This is a genomic window from Allobosea sp. 05T439 (assembly GCF_056396005.1).
Genome location: NZ_JBFTKP010000027.1, coordinates 25,510 through 41,411, shown reverse-complemented (window position 1 = coordinate 41,411; position 15,902 = coordinate 25,510). Strand labels below are relative to the sequence as shown.

General features: G+C 64.2%; 14 protein-coding genes. 6 read left to right on the top strand and 8 right to left on the bottom strand.

The features are described 5' to 3' along the window. Positions 1 to 40 precede the first annotated feature (40 nt). The 3 genes from AC1DIO_RS24950 to AC1DIO_RS24940 form a co-directional block, all read right to left on the bottom strand. Complete coding sequence (locus AC1DIO_RS24950) at positions 41 to 1,054, bottom strand: DNA topoisomerase IB (protein WP_476854256.1); 1,014 nt, start codon at positions 1,052 to 1,054, stop codon at positions 41 to 43. A gap of 30 nt (positions 1,055 to 1,084) precedes the next feature. After that, a complete protein-coding gene (locus tag AC1DIO_RS24945) occupies positions 1,085 to 1,309 on the bottom strand; it encodes a hypothetical protein (protein ID WP_476770562.1) in 225 nt (74 codons plus the stop codon). 72 nt (positions 1,310 to 1,381) lie between these two features. Next, entirely contained in the window at positions 1,382 to 2,098 is a 717-nt protein-coding gene (locus AC1DIO_RS24940) for a fumarylacetoacetate hydrolase family protein (RefSeq protein WP_441507743.1), read from the bottom strand. Between the two features lie 172 nt (positions 2,099 to 2,270). Between AC1DIO_RS24940 and AC1DIO_RS24935 the strand changes: the two genes are divergently transcribed. From AC1DIO_RS24935 to AC1DIO_RS24920, 4 genes are read left to right on the top strand one after another with little or no spacing between them, the layout of a single operon-like run. Beyond that, positions 2,271 to 3,284 carry an ABC transporter substrate-binding protein gene (locus AC1DIO_RS24935; protein ID WP_441477901.1) on the top strand — a complete coding sequence of 338 codons (1,014 nt, stop codon included), beginning with the start codon at positions 2,271 to 2,273 and terminating at the stop codon, positions 3,282 to 3,284. Then, positions 3,281 to 4,081, top strand: coding sequence for an ABC transporter ATP-binding protein (locus AC1DIO_RS24930; RefSeq protein ID WP_441491026.1), 801 nt, complete (start codon positions 3,281 to 3,283; stop codon positions 4,079 to 4,081). Before AC1DIO_RS24935 ends, AC1DIO_RS24930 begins: the two co-directional genes overlap by 4 nt. Then, positions 4,078 to 4,950 (top strand): ABC transporter permease, encoded by an 873-nt coding sequence (locus tag AC1DIO_RS24925; RefSeq protein WP_441491027.1) that lies wholly within the window; start codon positions 4,078 to 4,080, stop codon positions 4,948 to 4,950. Before AC1DIO_RS24930 ends, AC1DIO_RS24925 begins: the two co-directional genes overlap by 4 nt. Before the next feature lie 23 nt (positions 4,951 to 4,973). Beyond that, positions 4,974 to 5,693: a GntR family transcriptional regulator gene (locus AC1DIO_RS24920; RefSeq protein ID WP_476854255.1), complete on the top strand. Its 720-nt coding sequence runs from the start codon at positions 4,974 to 4,976 to the stop codon at positions 5,691 to 5,693. 538 nt (positions 5,694 to 6,231) lie between these two features. Here the strand turns inward: AC1DIO_RS24920 and AC1DIO_RS24915 are convergent. Next, a complete protein-coding gene (locus AC1DIO_RS24915; protein WP_476854254.1) occupies positions 6,232 to 7,476 on the bottom strand; it encodes a benzoate/H(+) symporter BenE family transporter in 1,245 nt (414 codons plus the stop codon). Positions 7,477 to 7,590: 114 nt separating this feature from the next. On the opposite strand from AC1DIO_RS24915, the gene pdxR reads away from it, so the two are divergent. Then, complete coding sequence (gene pdxR / locus AC1DIO_RS24910; protein ID WP_441491030.1) at positions 7,591 to 9,081, top strand: MocR-like pyridoxine biosynthesis transcription factor PdxR; 1,491 nt, start codon at positions 7,591 to 7,593, stop codon at positions 9,079 to 9,081. A gap of 243 nt (positions 9,082 to 9,324) precedes the next feature. After that, the gene (locus AC1DIO_RS24905; protein ID WP_476770784.1) at positions 9,325 to 10,125 is read left to right on the top strand and encodes a YggS family pyridoxal phosphate-dependent enzyme; all 801 of its coding nucleotides are present in this window, start codon (positions 9,325 to 9,327) and stop codon (positions 10,123 to 10,125) included. Positions 10,126 to 10,237: 112 nt separating this feature from the next. Here AC1DIO_RS24905 and AC1DIO_RS24900 read toward each other — a convergent pair whose 3' ends face one another. The 4 genes from AC1DIO_RS24900 to AC1DIO_RS24885 form a co-directional block, all read right to left on the bottom strand. Then, positions 10,238 to 10,990 carry an SDR family NAD(P)-dependent oxidoreductase gene (locus tag AC1DIO_RS24900; RefSeq protein ID WP_441491032.1) on the bottom strand — a complete coding sequence of 251 codons (753 nt, stop codon included), beginning with the start codon at positions 10,988 to 10,990 and terminating at the stop codon, positions 10,238 to 10,240. 233 nt (positions 10,991 to 11,223) lie between these two features. Beyond that, complete coding sequence (locus AC1DIO_RS24895) at positions 11,224 to 12,402, bottom strand: GAF domain-containing sensor histidine kinase (RefSeq protein ID WP_476776589.1); 1,179 nt, start codon at positions 12,400 to 12,402, stop codon at positions 11,224 to 11,226. Between the two features lie 162 nt (positions 12,403 to 12,564). Next, complete coding sequence (locus tag AC1DIO_RS24890; RefSeq protein WP_476771019.1) at positions 12,565 to 15,345, bottom strand: hybrid sensor histidine kinase/response regulator; 2,781 nt, start codon at positions 15,343 to 15,345, stop codon at positions 12,565 to 12,567. Positions 15,346 to 15,635: 290 nt separating this feature from the next. Then, positions 15,636 to 15,896 carry a hypothetical protein gene (locus tag AC1DIO_RS24885; RefSeq protein ID WP_476854253.1) on the bottom strand — a complete coding sequence of 87 codons (261 nt, stop codon included), beginning with the start codon at positions 15,894 to 15,896 and terminating at the stop codon, positions 15,636 to 15,638. Positions 15,897 to 15,902: the final 6 nt, after the last annotated feature.

Below are 15,902 nucleotides of genomic sequence, written 5' to 3'. Positions count from 1 at the left end.
CAGGATCGGTTTCGACCTGATCATGAGGCGGCGATTCACCTCACCCAGCCAGCGAGGCGAGCGCCCGCTCGATCCGGGAACAGCCGCCCCTGGCGCGCGCCTTCTCGAAGGAGGCCGCGAGCTTCCCGTTGGCATAGGCCTTCACCACGATGGCGTGGACATAGCTCTTGCGCGTCACGGCAGGCGTGTTCGCCAGTTGCTCCGAGACGGCGCGCATGATCTCGGCGAGCTGACGCTTCTCGCTGCCATCGCCGATCATGATTTGGCTGGCCAGCAGCAGTTCGGCGGCCGCAGCGTTCCCCGCCAGCATCCTCAAATCCTTGGCACTGATGGCGAGGCCGGAGATCTCGCGGAGATAGGCGTTGATGTCGCCGGCATGGACCGGCGTCACCTTGCCGTCCTCGTCCCGGTATTGCAGCAGTCGCCGGCCGGGCAACTGCGCAATCCGGGCAAGTGCTCGGGCGAGCGGGCCATCCTGCCGCGAGCATGCGATCTGCTTTCCGCCCTTGCCGCGAAACAGCAGGTCGATCCGCGAGGCCGTCAACGCGACATGGCGCTTGAGGAGCGTCGAGGCACCATGGCTGCTATTGCTCCTCGCATAGGCCTCGCCGCCAACGCGCAGATGGCAGCGGTCGATGATGGCGACTGCGCAAGCCAGCGTTTTCCTGCGGCAGAGCGCACGCGCCTTGAGATCATCGGCGACCGCCTTGCGCAAACGGGGCAGCGCGTCGATCAGCAGCCGCAATCGCTTCAACTTGCGGCGTTCGCGGACCCGCTCCCATTCGGGATGATAGAGATATTGCAGCCGCCCGGCCTCGTCCCGCCCGACCGCCTGGAGATGGGCCCGTGGATCGGCCGCGATGCGCACCTCGCGATAGGCGGGCGGAATTGCAAGTGAGCGGATCCGCTCAAGCAAGGCCGCGTCCCGGACGGGCTCGTCAGTGGCGTCGAGATAGGCAAAGCCCCTGCCGCGCCGGCCCCTGCGGATCGTCAGATCTCCGGGATTGACGATCCGCAGCCGACCAGGGGCGCGGGATGGCTTGCCGGCGACCATGGCGTTACTGCTTGCCCAGCGCTTCCTGCATCAAGCCGCTTCCCGGCGGTTATGATGGCGGCGCACGAGTTCTTCGGCGTAGGCCAAGTCAGCCTGCGTGAAGGCCGGCACCGGATCCGTGAGGATGGCGGTGAGGACATCCCGGTCGCGCTGGCCATTCGCTATCACAAAGGCGAGCGCATCCCTCGTCTCGCGTTCGGCATGAAGCTGGGCCACGAGGGCCGCAATCAATCTGTCCTTGGCCGATAGCTGCATGGCAAAACCTCCGCAGGAAGCTTCGCGATAAACACGGTCGGGCCAGCGCTTGTTCCGCCCAGGCGCAATCTGTCAGCCCGCCAGCGGCGACGCGCCGATCGTGACGGTGAGCGCGCCGAGGCGCTCGATGCTGCCGACGAGAACATTACCGGGAAGGACCGCGCCGACGCCATGCGGCGTACCGGTCATGATCACATCGCCGGGCTCGAGCGAGTAATATTTCGAGAGTGTCGCAATGATCTCGGGCGTGCGCCAGATCATCAAGGACAGGTCGGAATCCTGGCGTGCGACACCGTCGACCTCGAGGCGGATTTTGCCCGTCGACGGGTGGCCGACCTGTTCGACCGGGTAGATCGGGCCGCAGGGCGCCGAGTGATCGAATGATTTCTTAAGTTCCCACGGGATCCGCGGGCCGTCTGGCGTGTCGAGCAGCTTGCGGCGGGTCATGTCGAGGCAGATGCCGTAGCCGAAGACATGCTCGAGCGCTTCGTCCTGAGGGATGTTGTAGCCGCCGGACTTCATCGCCACCATGAGCTCGAGCTCGAAGTGAAAATCGTCCGTCATCGGCGGATAGGGAACGACGCCGCCGTTCTGGACGATTGCATCGGCCGGCTTCTGGAAGATCAGCGGGAAATCGCGGGTCTCGTCGCCGCCCATCTCCCTGACATGGGCGACATAGTTGCGACCGACGCAGTAGATCCGCCGGATCGGGAAGCGCGCCGAGGAGCCCTCGATCGGCAGTGACTGGAGGGTCGGCGCCGGAACGGCGAAGTCTGCGAGTGTCGTCATCTGGGAAGCCATGCGCTGGGTCACGATCGGGACAGCATATGGGCCGGCTCGATCCTGTCCAGATAAATCTGCATATTTTTATCACACGCCAGATAATCTGAATTTATTTGACACGTTTGATCGATAATGCATCGTTCGCTAATCCGTATCAGAAAAACGCAAGGGGAGCGGGATGAAACGTAGGCAGTTCATGGCAGCGGCGGCGGGCCTGCCGCTTGCGCTCGCAGCGTCGCGTGTTCATGCGCAGGCGCAGGATGAGCTCACGATCGTCTATCCGAGCCCGGGCGGGCTGGGTTATTTCGCCCTCTATGCCGCGATCGGCGAAGGTTATTTCGCCGAGGAGAAGCTCAAGATCCAGCCGCGCAGCGTCAATGGTTCGGCCCAGGCCATCCAGGCGCTCCTTGCGGGCCAGGCGCAGCTCGCCCATCCCGGTCCGGGGCCGCTGATGGCGGCGCGCGAACGGGGCCAGGATCTGGTCTACATCTACAATTACTTCACCCGCAGCCAGTTCAACCTCGTCGTGCCGGAGGCTTCGCCGTTCCAGAAGCCCACCGACCTGAAGGGCAAGGTCATCGGCGTCGGCACGGCAGACGGGGCGGAGGTCGCGTTCGTGCGCTCGATCTTCGACGCCGAGGGCATGAAGGAAGGCCAGGACTACAAGTTCATCACGGTTGGCGAGGGCGGCATGGCTGTCGCCGGCTTCATGCAGAAGGCGATCGACGCCTATGCCTCCGACACCGCGGGCGCGGCCACGCTGACACTGCGCGGTGTCAAGCTGCGCTCGCTGACACCTCCGCCGTTCCAGTCCTTCTTCGGCAACGGCTATGTGGTGACGCGGAAATATCTCGACGAGAACCGCAGCATGCTGGAGCGCTTCGGCCGCGCGCTGGTCAGGGGCACCAAATTCGGGATCGACCCGGCCAACCGGGCCGCGACCCTGAAACATGCCCGCATGGGCAATCCGCAACAGCTGGAAAACATGCCCTTCGCCGAGGCTCTGCTCGACGTCTATTACAAGCTGACCAGTCCGATCGATCCCGCCAAGGGTTTTGGCTACAACCACCCCGCCGCCTGGGAGATGTGGCAACAGACGCTCGTTGCCTCGGGCGATCTCAAGAAGCCGCTGGCCGACCTGACCAAGGCCTATTCCAACGATCTCGTCACGGCCTGGAACGCTCCGCGATGACGGTGGCGGCGACTGTATCGGCCGAGGCGCGACCTCGGCCGGTCTACGAACTCGCGCAGGTTTCGAAATCCTACGGCGAGCGCGTGGTGGCGCTGGAGAACGTCGATCTGGTTCTCCGGGAAGGTGAGTTCCATTCGGTCATCGGCTCGAGCGGCTGCGGGAAGTCGACGCTGCTCAAGATCATGGCGGGCCTGACACCGCCTTCGAAGGGCCGGGTGATGCTCGCGGGGACACCGGTGCTGGGCGCCCGTGCCGATATCGGGATGATGTTCCAGCAGGCGACGCTGTTTCCGTGGCGGACGACGCTCCAGAACATCCTGCTGCCGGTCGAAGTCCGCGAAGGGCGCGCTGCAGCCGAGACGGCCGCGGCGCGTGCTCGCGTCCTGCTCGAACTGGTCGGGCTGAAAGGGTTCGAGGACACCTACCCCTCGCAGCTCTCGGGCGGCATGGCGCAGCGCGCCGCGATCTGCCGGATGCTGATCTCGGAGCCGAATGTGCTGCTGCTCGACGAGCCGTTCAGCGCACTCGACGAGATCACCCGTGATTTCATGAACATGGAGCTGCAGCGCATCTGCCGCGAGCGCAACGCCTCGGCCTTCCTGGTGACCCATTCCATCGCCGAGGCCGTCATCCTCTCCGACATCGTGCATGTGATGTCGTCGCGCCCCGGGCGGATCGTGCGCAGCATCCCCATCGCCCTGCCGCGGCCGAGGACGCTCGACATGACCACGCTGCCGCTCTTCGGCGAGTATGTCGGTGTGATCCGCGGCCTTCTCGACAAGGGAGCATTCCTGTGAGCCATGTCGCGGAGAAGCCGTTGGCAGCCGCCCTGCCCGCCGACACGGTCTGGATCGAAAAGGTTTCGTGGATTTCCAAGGCCCCGCGCTGGGCCTCGATGCTTGGGCTGCTCGTGCTCTTCCTCGGGCTCTGGCAGGGCATCACCGCCGCCGAGATCGTCTCGCCGCTGATCCTGCCTACCCCCGGCGATACGCTGCGCGATATCGGCTTCGTCGGGCGCAACCTGATGGCCGGGGACTATATGCTGCCAGCCTTCTGGGTCACGGCAAGCGAGGTCCTCGTGGGCTTCGTCGTGGCGCTGGCGATCGGTGTCACGCTCGGCGTCGTGGTCGGGGAAACGAGCTTCGGCGAGCGCGCGGTGATGCCTTACATCGTCGCGGTCGACACCATGCCCAAGCTCGCCTTCGCTCCGCTCTTCGTCGCCTGGCTCGGGTTCGGCATCATGTCGAAGGTCGCGCTCGCAGCCTTCATCTCGGTGTTTCCGATCATCGTCGGCACCGCGGCCGGGCTGCATGCGGCCGACGAAAATGCGCGCATGCTGTTCAAGAGCATCGGCGCCTCGCGCCTCCAGACACTGGTCAAGCTGAAGATCCCGACCGGCCTGCCGCAGTTCTTCACCGGCCTGAAGATCGCGGCGATCAGCGTGGTCTCKGGCGCGATCGCCGGCGAATTCCTCGGCGGCGGCCAGGGCTTCGGCGAGCTGATCCGGGTCGCCGCATCGCAGCTCGACACCCCGCGCGTCTTCTCGCTGATCATCTATCTCAGCCTGCTCGGGCTTTTCATGTTCGGCGTCGTGTCCTGGATGCAGTACAGGTTCGTCTTCTGGCAGCGTTCGAGTAACACCATCTCTTCCAGGGCACCCCGGTGAGCGGCAGCAGGACAGACACGACCATGGCAAAAGCTGCCGAGAAGACCACGCTGTCGACGACGGTCTACCAGAAACTGCGCAGCGACATCATCCAGGGCGAATTCAGGCCGGGTGAGAAGCTGCGCATCGAGGGGATTGCCTCGACCTATGGCGTCGGCAGCAATGCGGTCCGCGAGGCCCTGTCGCGGCTGTCATCGGAGCGCCTCGTCGAGCGGCACGAGCAGCGTGGCTTCTCGGTGCCGACGATTGCCCTCGACGATTGGCGGGTCCTCGTCCGCACGCGCTGCTGGCTCGAAACCAGGGCGCTCGAGGAAGCGATCAGCCATCGTGACGAGCGCTGGGAGGAAGGCATCGTGCTCGCCCTCMACCGGCTCTCGCGCTATCGCTCGGATCTCCCTGCGGAGCGCGCCGCTTGGGAGGACGCCCATCGCAATTTCCACCGGGCGCTGCTGGCGAATTGCGGGTCGCCCTGGCTGCTCGAGTTCTGCGAGATCCTGGCCGACCATGCCTCGCGCTATATCTCGATCTCGCACGCCTTTGGCAGGATGCCGCGCAATGGGCAGAGCGAGCACGAGGCGCTGATGAAGGCGGTGCTCAACGGCACCCCGCAAGAGGCCTGTGCCCTGCTCGTCGCGCACTACACCAAGACGCTCCAGACGATCGAGGAACTGTTCACGGAGGAGCGTTTCGCAGCCCTTGCGACCGGGCCCGGGAGCACACGCACCGCGGAATTCACGGAGTGACCACAGCGACGCTACGCGGAAATCTGATCTCCGCGTCGGCAAATCTGTGGGGAGCGCCGTTGTTTCGAGTGTCGCCTCCAGCCCGATCTTGCCGGGCCTCTTCCCGTCTCCGCCCGCCGCAGCGACGAACGTGGCTGGCGTGTCTGACTGGACCTCAGGACAGTCGATGGTCAGGCTCGGCGACAAGGCCGAAATCCTCCTGGAGCCCCCCGGACCCGGCAATGGGCTCGTGAGCCGAAGGTGCGCATATTGGCGTAAGGCATCGCTCGTCAGAAGCCGACCGATGCGGTCGTAAACGGCAAGCCCGTCACGCGGTGCCTGTTCGGAAGCGGCAAAAGTCAGACGATTGCCGAACACMGGATTGTCCATGGTAGTGGACATGCTTGGTGGTGTGGCGATCGTCTGGGCAGCTGACGCGGCGGCCCGATAATTCGCGTGAGATGGTTCGGTTTCTGCTCGAAAGCTGAGGCGTGGGATTGCACGAGAAGGATCACGTTTCGGGTCGGCCGACATTGACGAAGGCGAAGTCCGCATGCCCTCACTCTGCCCCGCCTCTGCCGACTGCCGACGGACGAGCGCCCTCGACAGACTCACGGCGCGGCAAACGKCCATGCAGGATCACATAGGCGACGAGCCCGATCACCAGCCCCCAGAACGCCCCGCCGATGCCGAGCAGGCTGATCTTGGCCGATGAGGCAAGGAACGTGATCAACGCCGCCTCACGCGACCTCTGGTCGGCCATAGCGCTGGCGAGACTGCCGCCAATCGTGCCCATTAGCGCCAGCCCTGCGAGCGTCGTGATGAAGGTCGCTGGGAATGCCATGAAGACCGCCGCCAGAGCCACGCCGAAGACGCCGACAAGCACATAGAAAACGCCTGCGGCGATTCCTGCGATCCACCGTTTGGACGGATCCTCATGCGCTTCCTTGCCCGTGCAGATCGCCGCGGTGATCGCTGCGATGTTGAAGGCGTGGGAACCGAACGGCGCCATGATCAGCGAACCGAGACCTGTCACGGTCACGATCGGATTGGCGCTGGTCCTGAAGCCGTCATTGCGCAGGACGAGCATCCCCGGCATGTACTGCCCGGTCAACGTGATCAGGAACAGCGGCAACGCGACGCTCAAGAGCGCATTGAGCGAAATGTCCGGCGCAGTGAACACCGGAGCCGCAAGCTTGAACTGAAGCCCCGCGAGATCGACACGTCCCTGCACAGTCAAGAAGGCGAGGCCGAGCACCAGAATGCCAACGATAGCATAGCGAGGGATGAAGCGCTTCAGCACGAGATAGGCGATGATCAGAAGCCCAACCAGCAGAGGATCGACGCTCGCACCGCCAAACGCGCCGATGCCGAACTGCAGCAGGATACCGGCGAGCAAGCCTGATGCGATGCCCGGCGGGATCAGCCTGACGACCTTCTCGAAATAGCCCGACAGCCCGAGGGCGACGAATGCGGCCGCCGAGATCAGGTAAGCACCGACCGCCTCGGCATAAKGGGTCGTGGCGAGTGCCGTGACGAGGAACGCCGCCGCCGGCGTCGACCAGGCCGTGATGATCGGCTCGCGAAAGTGCCAGCTCAGATAGATCCCCGTCAGCCCCACGCCGATGGAAACAGACCAGACCCAGGATGCCGTCAGCTCCGGGCTGAGCCCCGCAACCTTTGCGGCCTGAAAGACCAGAATGAAGGTTCCCCCATAGTTGACGATGACAGAGATCAGTCCCGCGACGATCGGAGGCGCGAGATCACTTGGAGTGAGCGATGGTGGTGACGAGACAGGCGGCATGATCGTGGTCGTTATCCTGAAAACCCGCCTGGCCCGGGCCAGCGAGGCGGCTTGACTCCTAGCGGATCAATGGTCTGTTCATCCCCTCCACTTTCTTCGAGCAAGTCAGACCAATTGTTCAAGCATTCTCAGTTGGAATCGGTGAAGGCATGGCTTGCCCATCCCGCCCATGCGGAACTGCCGCTTCACGCGCGTATTCAACGGGCTTTGCGGCAGATGATCCTCGATGGTGCGCTGGGTCCCGGCAAGCCGCTGCCGGCCTCGCGGGCGCTCGCCAAATCGCTCGGTCTCTCCCGCGACACGATCGAGGCCGCCTATGCCCAGCTCCATGCCGAGGGCTTCATCGACCGGCGGGTGGGCAGCGGCAGTTTCGTGGCTGAGATGACCGAGTTCACTCCTGGCCTCAGGCTCTCTCATCGCGGCGCACTGCGGCGTAGCCCGGCTTCGAACCTCAGCGAACGCGGAGCGGCCATCTTCCGCGGTGGCGGCGTTCGCGAGCAGCTATCTCCCCGGCCGTTTGCCCCGGGCGTACCCGAGACGCGCAGCTTTCCGCTCGCGCTCTGGCAACGCCTGGAGCGGCAGGTGCTGAAGGAGACCGGCACGCGGGCGCTTCTTCACGGAGATCCCCAGGGCGCGGAGCCGCTTCGACGCGCTATTGCAGACTATGTCAACCTGGAGAGAGGCGCCCGCGCTCATCCCGACCGCGTGCTGGTCCTGACAAGCTCACAACAGGCAGTGGCGCTCTGCGCCAATATGCTGCTGGATCCTGGAGACCGCATCTTTATCGAGGATCCAGCCTATTACGGGGCACGCAAGGCCTTCGATGCAGCCGGTCTGGAATCTGCGCCTATCCGCGTCGACGATCAGGGAATTCTGGTCGAGCAACTGCGTGACGATCCGCGCAAGGCCAAGGCCGTCTTCCTGACGCCGTCCCATCAGTTTCCGACGGGCGCGACACTTGCGCTCGACCGGCGTCTCTCCCTGATCGAATGGGCAGCGAAGCATCAGGCCTGGATCATCGAGGACGACTACGACAGCGAGTTTCACTACGCCGGCAAACCAATGGCCTGCGTTCAGGGTCTCGATCAGCATGACCGGACCGTCTATATCGGCACATTCACGAAATCGCTCTTTCCAGGCTTGCGGGTCGGCTATGTCGTGCTGCCCCCGCAGCTGGTCAAGCCAATGACGATTGCGCGCACGCTCCTGGACGGCCACACCGCCTCGATCGCGCAATTGACACTCGCCCGTTTTATGGAGGGAGGACATTTCGGAGCGCATGTTCGCGCCATGCGTAATGTCTACGCCGAGCGGCTCGAAATCCTGGCAAGCCTCGTGCGGACGGAGCTTTCGGCTTTCGTCGAGCCTCGGGTTCCGATCGGTGGACTCCAGATGCCGTGCGCGCTGACCGGCGACCTTTCAGAGCGTGCGGCCATCGACGCCGCGCAGCGCGTTGGCGTCGAGCTTCTGGGTCTGTCGGCCCTTCATGCTTCTGGCAATGGCGAGGCTGGCTTTCTGATGGGCTTCGCGGCCTACACTCCGGCCGAGCTTGAGGTCGCAGTCAAGCAGCTCTCGAGCGCATTCCGGACTGTGAAGAGCGCGTAGACCGGGGCAGTCCGGCTCACCGCAAATGGCCGGCCTTATCCTCTGCAAGTGGATGGGTGCAGCAGGCCATTTTCAAGATAAATACCGACGAAGCGATCCGCCGCAGATCAACAGTCGCATGTGCCAGGACTACACTTCATCTGGGTATAACGGACCTGCATCAAGGCGGGATCGTCGGGTTGCCGCCCTCGGCAAGGTCTTCGCAAGACTTGCCCGGCGGTCTCATCTGGAGCTTGCTTCGACATGAATGCACCATCGACGGGCGCCCTTTCGGCCGAGGATATCGCCCGCTTCGGTCATGACCCTGCCGAAGCATTTGCGATGAACCTGAAAGCCGTTCAGGAGCGCATCGCGTCAGCGTGCCAGGGCTGCGGGCGAAATCCAGTCGATGTGCATCTGCTGCCGGTCACCAAGACGGTTCCCGCCCATATCCTGCGGCTCGCCTTTGCTGCAGGCATCTCCAGCTTTGGGGAGAACAAGCTTCAGGAGGCCCGGGACAAGCGGTCGGTGCTTGGCGACCTGCCGATCCGCTGGAGCATCATCGGTCACCTCCAGACGAACAAGGTCAAGTATCTCGCCCGCTTCGCCACGGAGTTCCATGCCCTCGACAGCGTCCGGCTGGCCGATGAGCTCAACCGCCGGCTGGAGGCCGAGGGGCGCGACCTCGACGTCTTCGTTCAGGTGAACACGTCCGGCGAGGCCAGCAAGTACGGCCTGCATCCCGACGATCTTGTGTCGTTCGTCGAATGTCTGTCCGAGTACCCTCGCCTGAAGCCGCGCGGCCTCATGACGCTGGCAATCTTCAGTGCGGATTCCGAGCGCGTGCGCGCCTGTTTCCGGCTGCTGCGGACCCTGCGGGACCGCGCCGTCAGCATCGATCCCGGCCTTGTGCAGTTGTCGATGGGTATGTCGGGTGACTTCGAGTGCGCCATCGAGGAAGGCGCCGACGTCGTTCGGGTCGGCCAGGCCATTTTCGGTGCGCGACCGACCAGCGACGCGCTCTACTGGCCTGGTCTCATCCCGACCTCGCGACCGGAAGAGTGACGACACCGAGCCGAGCCTGTTCTGTTTCCGAAAGCAGACATGATCCGGCGGCAATGCGGGTTGCCGGCTGCGCCTCATGCAGCTTCGTCAGGCCCAGGTCTTCACCGCTGTGTCAGGTCAGCAACTGCCCGCCATCGACGACGATCGTTTGCCCGGTCACCCAGCTTGCCATGTCGCTCGCCAGGAACAGGGCGACATTGGCGACCTCTCCCGGCGCCCCGAAGCGCCCCCAGGGAATGCTGCCGAGCGTGCGCTCGTAGAGCTGCGGATCGGTCGTCTTGCGATTTTCCCACGAGCCGCCCGGAAACGCGATCGAGCCCGGCGCGATGGCGTTGACCCGGATGCGCTTCGGTGCGAGCGCCCGCCCCTGCCCCATGGTGTAGTTGACCACGGCCGCCTTGATGGCAGCGTAGGGCAGCGAACGCGGCACCGCCGTCAGGCCGGAAATCGACGAGATGTTGATGATGGCGCCGCCGCCCGCTTCCTCCAGGAACGGTATCGCCGTCTGGGTGGCGCGCACGGTCGCCATCAGGTCGACATTGATGCTGGCAAGCCAGCCGCTCTCGTCATCCTTCGAGCCGAAGCCCGACGCGTTGTTGATCAGGATGTCGATGCCGCCGAGCGCGCGAGCAGCGTCAGCCACAAAGCTCGCGGCCGCAGAGCCCTCGCCGAGATCGCATGCCATGCTGAAAACCGCCCCGCCATGCCGCTTCAACTCGGCTTCGACGGCGCTGAGCCCCTCGGGATTGCGAGCGCAGATCGCCACATCGGCGCCTGCCGCCGCGAAAGAGAGCGCGATGGATCGCCCGATGCCGCGGCTGCCGCCTGCGACGACGACCTTCTTGCCCCTGAAGGAGATTTCCATTCCGTAGCCCCGTTCAAACCATTTGACTGATCACGCCATGGTGCGCTTTCGGCAAACCGGCCTCAATCCGAATATGGCCCGGCGTCGATGTGTCCACACCCCAGTGAGGGGCGGATCATGCCGGCCGCTCCATCGCGGGCGCGAACTCCTTTTTCGGGGCAAGGGGCAATTTCTGTCGCGCATCACCGGCGGGCATCCCGGAGGCGATAGGCGCCGATCGAAACCCGGGTCGCTCAGAGGGTGAGCGGCATCCTGAATCTGAACCGCGTGCCCTCGGATGTCGAGATGACATCCAGCGTGCCTGCATGCGCCTTGGCGATCTGCGCGCAGATATAGAGGCCAAGACCGAGGCCCTGCTGGTGGGATCTGGCGGAGGCGCGCACGAAGGGTTTGAAGAGCTCGGCCATGATCTCAGGCGGGATTGGCTCTCCGGAATTCGAGACCGACAGCTCGAAATAGTCGGGAGACCGATGAGCGTCCACGATCACGGGGCCGTCCTCGGCGCCGTGCCTCAATGCGTTGGCGATGAGGTTCGACGCCATCTGGGCGATGCGCGCCGGGTCGCAGTCGATGACGCCGTCGAACCGCAGCGCCGCCGCGATCTCGCGATCGGGATATGCGGTCTGGAGTTCGCCGATCACCTGCTCTAGCGCAGGCTTCAGGTTCGTCTCGGCACCGCGCTCGAGAATGAACCCGCCGCCCAGTCGCCCGCGTGCGAAATCGAGAACGTCGTCGATCAGGCGCGACATCCGGCCAACGCTGCTCTGCATCATCGTCGCCAGCGTGCGCACCTTCGCCATGTCATCGCTCTTCAGCACCATGCGAAGGCCGGAATGGATGGAGGCAAGCGGATTGCGCAGGTCATGGCCGAGCACGGCGATGAACTGCTCGCGGATCTCGGTGTTCTGCAATTCGCCGACCAGTCTGGCCGCGCTGTCAGCGAGTTTCTGGTGGGCGTCGAGGTGGAAGGCGATCAGCTCAGCGAAGAGCTTGAACATGCCGGTAATGGCGGGCGTGCTGACGACATGCGGCCGCGGGTCGATCGCGCAGAGCGTGCCGAAGAATATTCCATCAGGCAGGATGATCGGCATCGAGATATAGCTCTGCAGGCCATAGGTCGCAGGCGTATGATGCCGGCAATAGACGGGGTCCGCGTCGACATGGTCGATGACGACCATCTCGCGATGGTCGCGGATTTCATTGCAGATCGTGGTCTCGATCTTTAGCTCGCCGCCGGGCTGCAGGCCGAACGCGATTTCGTCGCGAACGCCACAGGCGACCCAGCGGTCCTCGGTCACCCGCGCGACGGCGGCAAAGCCCATGCCCGTCGTCCGGCACACCACTTCCAGAATGCTCGGTACCGCGGCAATGGACGAGATCGCGGCGATATCTTCAGAGAAATCTTGACGCATCAAACCCCGCCCGGAAAAAATGAGCGGAAACACAATCGTGACGACGCGTCTATGTCAAAAGACCGGTCACGATTGGCCGTCCACGCCCGGATATGCGGCTCAGACATTTCTCCAAAGCCATGGGCATAGCGGCCATTCCGGCCCCATACCATAGGATAATGCCTAGCCTGTGACGCGTCCCAACACCCGCCCGAGCAGGTCCAGACCATAGGGCTTCTTGAGCAACTCGGTGCGCGGCTCTGCATCAAGACCCTCGACCTGGTCCCGCCCCGTCGCGAAGACAATGGCGATCGCCGGCTTGAGTTCACGCAAGCTCCGGGAGAGCTCGATGCCCGAAATGTCGGGCAGGCCGACATCGGTCAGCAGGATGTCGATCTCCTCCCGCGACGCGATATCGATTGCCTCGCGCCCGCTATCGGCCTCGATCGCGACATAGCCGAGCTCGCGGACCAGATCGGCGGTATCCATGCGAATGATGGCGTCATCCTCGCAAACGAGGACCGTGAGTTTCCGCGCGGGCTCGGATGCAGCGAGCGGTGCCGGGCTGACTGCCGGCTCCGGCGTGTCGCCAGACGGTTTCCTGCCGCCATGCGACAGGACCTGCCTGATCTTCCTGGCCAGAGCCTCGCGCGTGTAGGGCTTCGACAGCAGGTTGACGCCTTCATCGAGCCGCCCGCCATGCACGATGGAGTTTTCCGTGTAGCCCGAGGTGAAGAGCACGCCGAGTTCCGGCAGCCTCTCCTTGGCCTTGCGCGCCAGTTCCGGGCTCTTCAATACTCCCGGCATCACGACATCGGTGAAGAGCAGGTCGATGGGTATGCCGCTCTCGATGACCGCAAGCGCGCTTTGCGCGTCATGTGCCTTCAGGACGCGGTAACCGAGTTCGCCCAGCAGTGCGATCACCGTGTCGCGAACGGCCTCGTCGTCCTCGACGACCAGGATGGTCTCGCTGCCGCCGCTGACCGGGCCGGTTTCGCTCTCGACCGGCATATCCTCGACCTGGGTCGAGCGTGGCAGATAGAGCCGGATCGTCGTGCCGTGGCCGGCCTCGCTGTAGATCTTCACATGGCCGCCGGACTGTTTGACGAAGCCGTAGACCATGGAGAGGCCGAGGCCTGTGCCCTTGCCTTCGGGTTTGGTCGAGAAGAACGGCTCGAAGACCCGCTCCATGACCTCAGGGCTCATGCCCGAGCCCGTATCGGTCACCGCCACCATGACATACTGGCCCGCCGAGACATCGGAATGCGCGCGTGCATAGGCGTCGTCGAGAAAGGCGTTGCCGGCCTCGATGGTGAGGCGGCCCTGGCCGTCCATCGCATCACGCGAATTGATCGCGAGATTGAGGAGCGCATTCTCCACATTGGTCGGATCGACCAATGTGTTCCAGAGCCCGCCGGCGATCATCGTTTCCACTTCGACGGCTTCGCCCAATGTGCGGCGAAGCAGATCGTCCATGCCGCGGATCAGCCGGCCTACGCTGACGACCTTGGGCTCCAGCGCCTGCCGGCGGCCGAAGGCCAGCAGTTGAGCGGCGAGCTTTGAGCCGCGCGCCACGCCTGCCATGGCGTTCGCGGCCCGCTTCTCGGCCCTCTCATTGCCGGTGATATCGCGCGAGAGCAGCTGCAGGTTCCCGCTGATGACCTGCAGCAGGTTGTTGAAATCATGCGCAACGCCGCCGGTCAGGTTGCCGATCGCCTCCATCTTCTGGCTGTGGCGCAGGGCATCCTGCGCCCTGGCGAGCTCGGCCGTGCGGAGCTCAACGCGATCTTCCAAGGTCGTGGCGAGGTCCGAGAGCGCCGCCTCAGCCGTCTTCTGATCGTCTATATCGGTATTGGTGCCGATCCAGCGTGCCACCGCGCCGTTCTCATCGAGGATCGGGACGGCACGGGCGATGTGCCAGCGGAAGGCCCCGTCATGGCGCCTCAGCCTGAATTCGGTCTCGTAGCGAATCCCGTCACGCCGGGCATTTTCCCAGGCTGCGGCGGCACTCGCGAGATCGTCGGGATGAACGATCGCTGTCCAGCGCTCGTCGTCGAGCGCGCCTGCCTCGGTTCCAGAATAGGAATAGACCTGTTCGTTGAACCAATCGAGCATTCCGTCCGGCGTCGCGGTCCAGACATGGTTCGGCATGGATTGCGACAGAGTCCGGAAGCGGCTTTCGCTCTCCTGCAAAGCGGCCTCGGCCTTTTTGCGGCCCGTGATGTCCTGGAAGAGCACCGCGACCTGCTTCGCGCTGGCCGGCTCGATGCGAAAGGCCGAGAGCTCGAGATAGCGGCCGGTGGCGACGAGCTCACGTTCGAAGCGGATCGGCTGGCCGGTGCGCAGCACGCCGCCATAGAGCTCGACCCAGCCATCGGCCTCGTCCTGCACCATGTCGCGGAGCTTCTTTCCGACGACATCGGGAATGCCGGCATGAATCGCGTAGGCGGGGTTGGCCTCGATATGAATGTAGTCGCTCAGCGCGCCATGCGGCCCATCGAAGAACTCGATGATGCAGAACCCCTCATCTATGCTGTCGAACAGGGTGCGATAGCGCTCTTCGGTCGCGACCAGCGCCTCTTCGACCGATTTTTGCGCCGTAATGTCGCGGGAAATCGCCAGCAGCCGCTCCGGCTTGCCGTCGGGACCCGGGACAGGCGTGACGCGGACATCCCACCATTTGGGCGTGCCCGCCATCGTCCTGGCGAAGCCCTCGAATTGGCCGGTGCCGCCGGCCCTGGCCGCTGCAACAGCGGCGATCGCCTCTGCCCGATCCGTGCCCTCCCAGAAATCGGTCCAGGCGCACCCCTCGATCGGCCCAAAATCGGCGACCTCCATGACCCGTATGCCGCCTTCGCTCATGAAGGTCAGCTTGCCGTCGAGGTCGAGAACCTTGATGCAATCGTCGGATATCGCGAGCACGCTCTGGATCAGGCGGCGGTCGCGCTCCACGTCTGTGGTCACAGTCAGGTCCCTGCTCATTGCGCTGCGTGATGTCTCGAGCGTGCAAGCGTTCCTAGCGGCATTCGGCATGAACTGACACTGAGAGGATCATCGCGGGGCCGCCAGACTGAGCAGAGTGGAAGGAAAAACGGGGAGATAGACACGCCGGCAGTCCGCCGGGGAGACGAAGGATTTCGACACCGACAATCGACTGGCGACACTCAACTGCGATGCCCCCCGTCAGGTTCCATCGGTCCGAAAAGATTCTGCGCCTCACGATGCCGTCCGTGCGCAGGCACGAAGAGGCGCCCTCATTCTGATCCGGCCTGGGCCTCGCCTTCGCCGTCCCCGCCATTCATCACGCCGTAGGAGCTGGATTTTGCGCCCGGCACGAGCGTGTAACCGACGGCCTCCAGCCCTCGCCTGAGCAGCTCCCGCACGGCCGCGGCACGCGTCGGCATGCGATTATTGAACCGGAAGTCATCGATCACCCGCAGCTCGTCCTCGTCGAGCATGACCTGAAGTCGMTCGCCGCGGCTGAGGCTTGTTCCCTTGATCGTTGTCTCGCTCATTGTCCG

What these genes read in the sequence shown, in the direction of transcription:
- AC1DIO_RS24950 (WP_476854256.1), bottom strand. Translation starts at nt 1,054, where the DNA reads ATGGTCGCCGGCAAGCCATCCCGCGCCCCTGGTCGGCTGCGGATCGTC.
- AC1DIO_RS24945 (WP_476770562.1), bottom strand. Translation starts at nt 1,309, where the DNA reads ATGCAGCTATCGGCCAAGGACAGATTGATTGCGGCCCTCGTGGCCCAG.
- AC1DIO_RS24940 (WP_441507743.1), bottom strand. Translation starts at nt 2,098, where the DNA reads ATGACGACACTCGCAGACTTCGCCGTTCCGGCGCCGACCCTCCAGTCA.
- AC1DIO_RS24935 (WP_441477901.1), top strand. Translation starts at nt 2,271, where the DNA reads ATGAAACGTAGGCAGTTCATGGCAGCGGCGGCGGGCCTGCCGCTTGCG.
- AC1DIO_RS24930 (WP_441491026.1), top strand. Translation starts at nt 3,281, where the DNA reads ATGACGGTGGCGGCGACTGTATCGGCCGAGGCGCGACCTCGGCCGGTC.
- AC1DIO_RS24905 (WP_476770784.1), top strand. Translation starts at nt 9,325, where the DNA reads ATGAATGCACCATCGACGGGCGCCCTTTCGGCCGAGGATATCGCCCGC.
- AC1DIO_RS24900 (WP_441491032.1), bottom strand. Translation starts at nt 10,990, where the DNA reads ATGGAAATCTCCTTCAGGGGCAAGAAGGTCGTCGTCGCAGGCGGCAGC.
- AC1DIO_RS24895 (WP_476776589.1), bottom strand. Translation starts at nt 12,402, where the DNA reads ATGCGTCAAGATTTCTCTGAAGATATCGCCGCGATCTCGTCCATTGCC.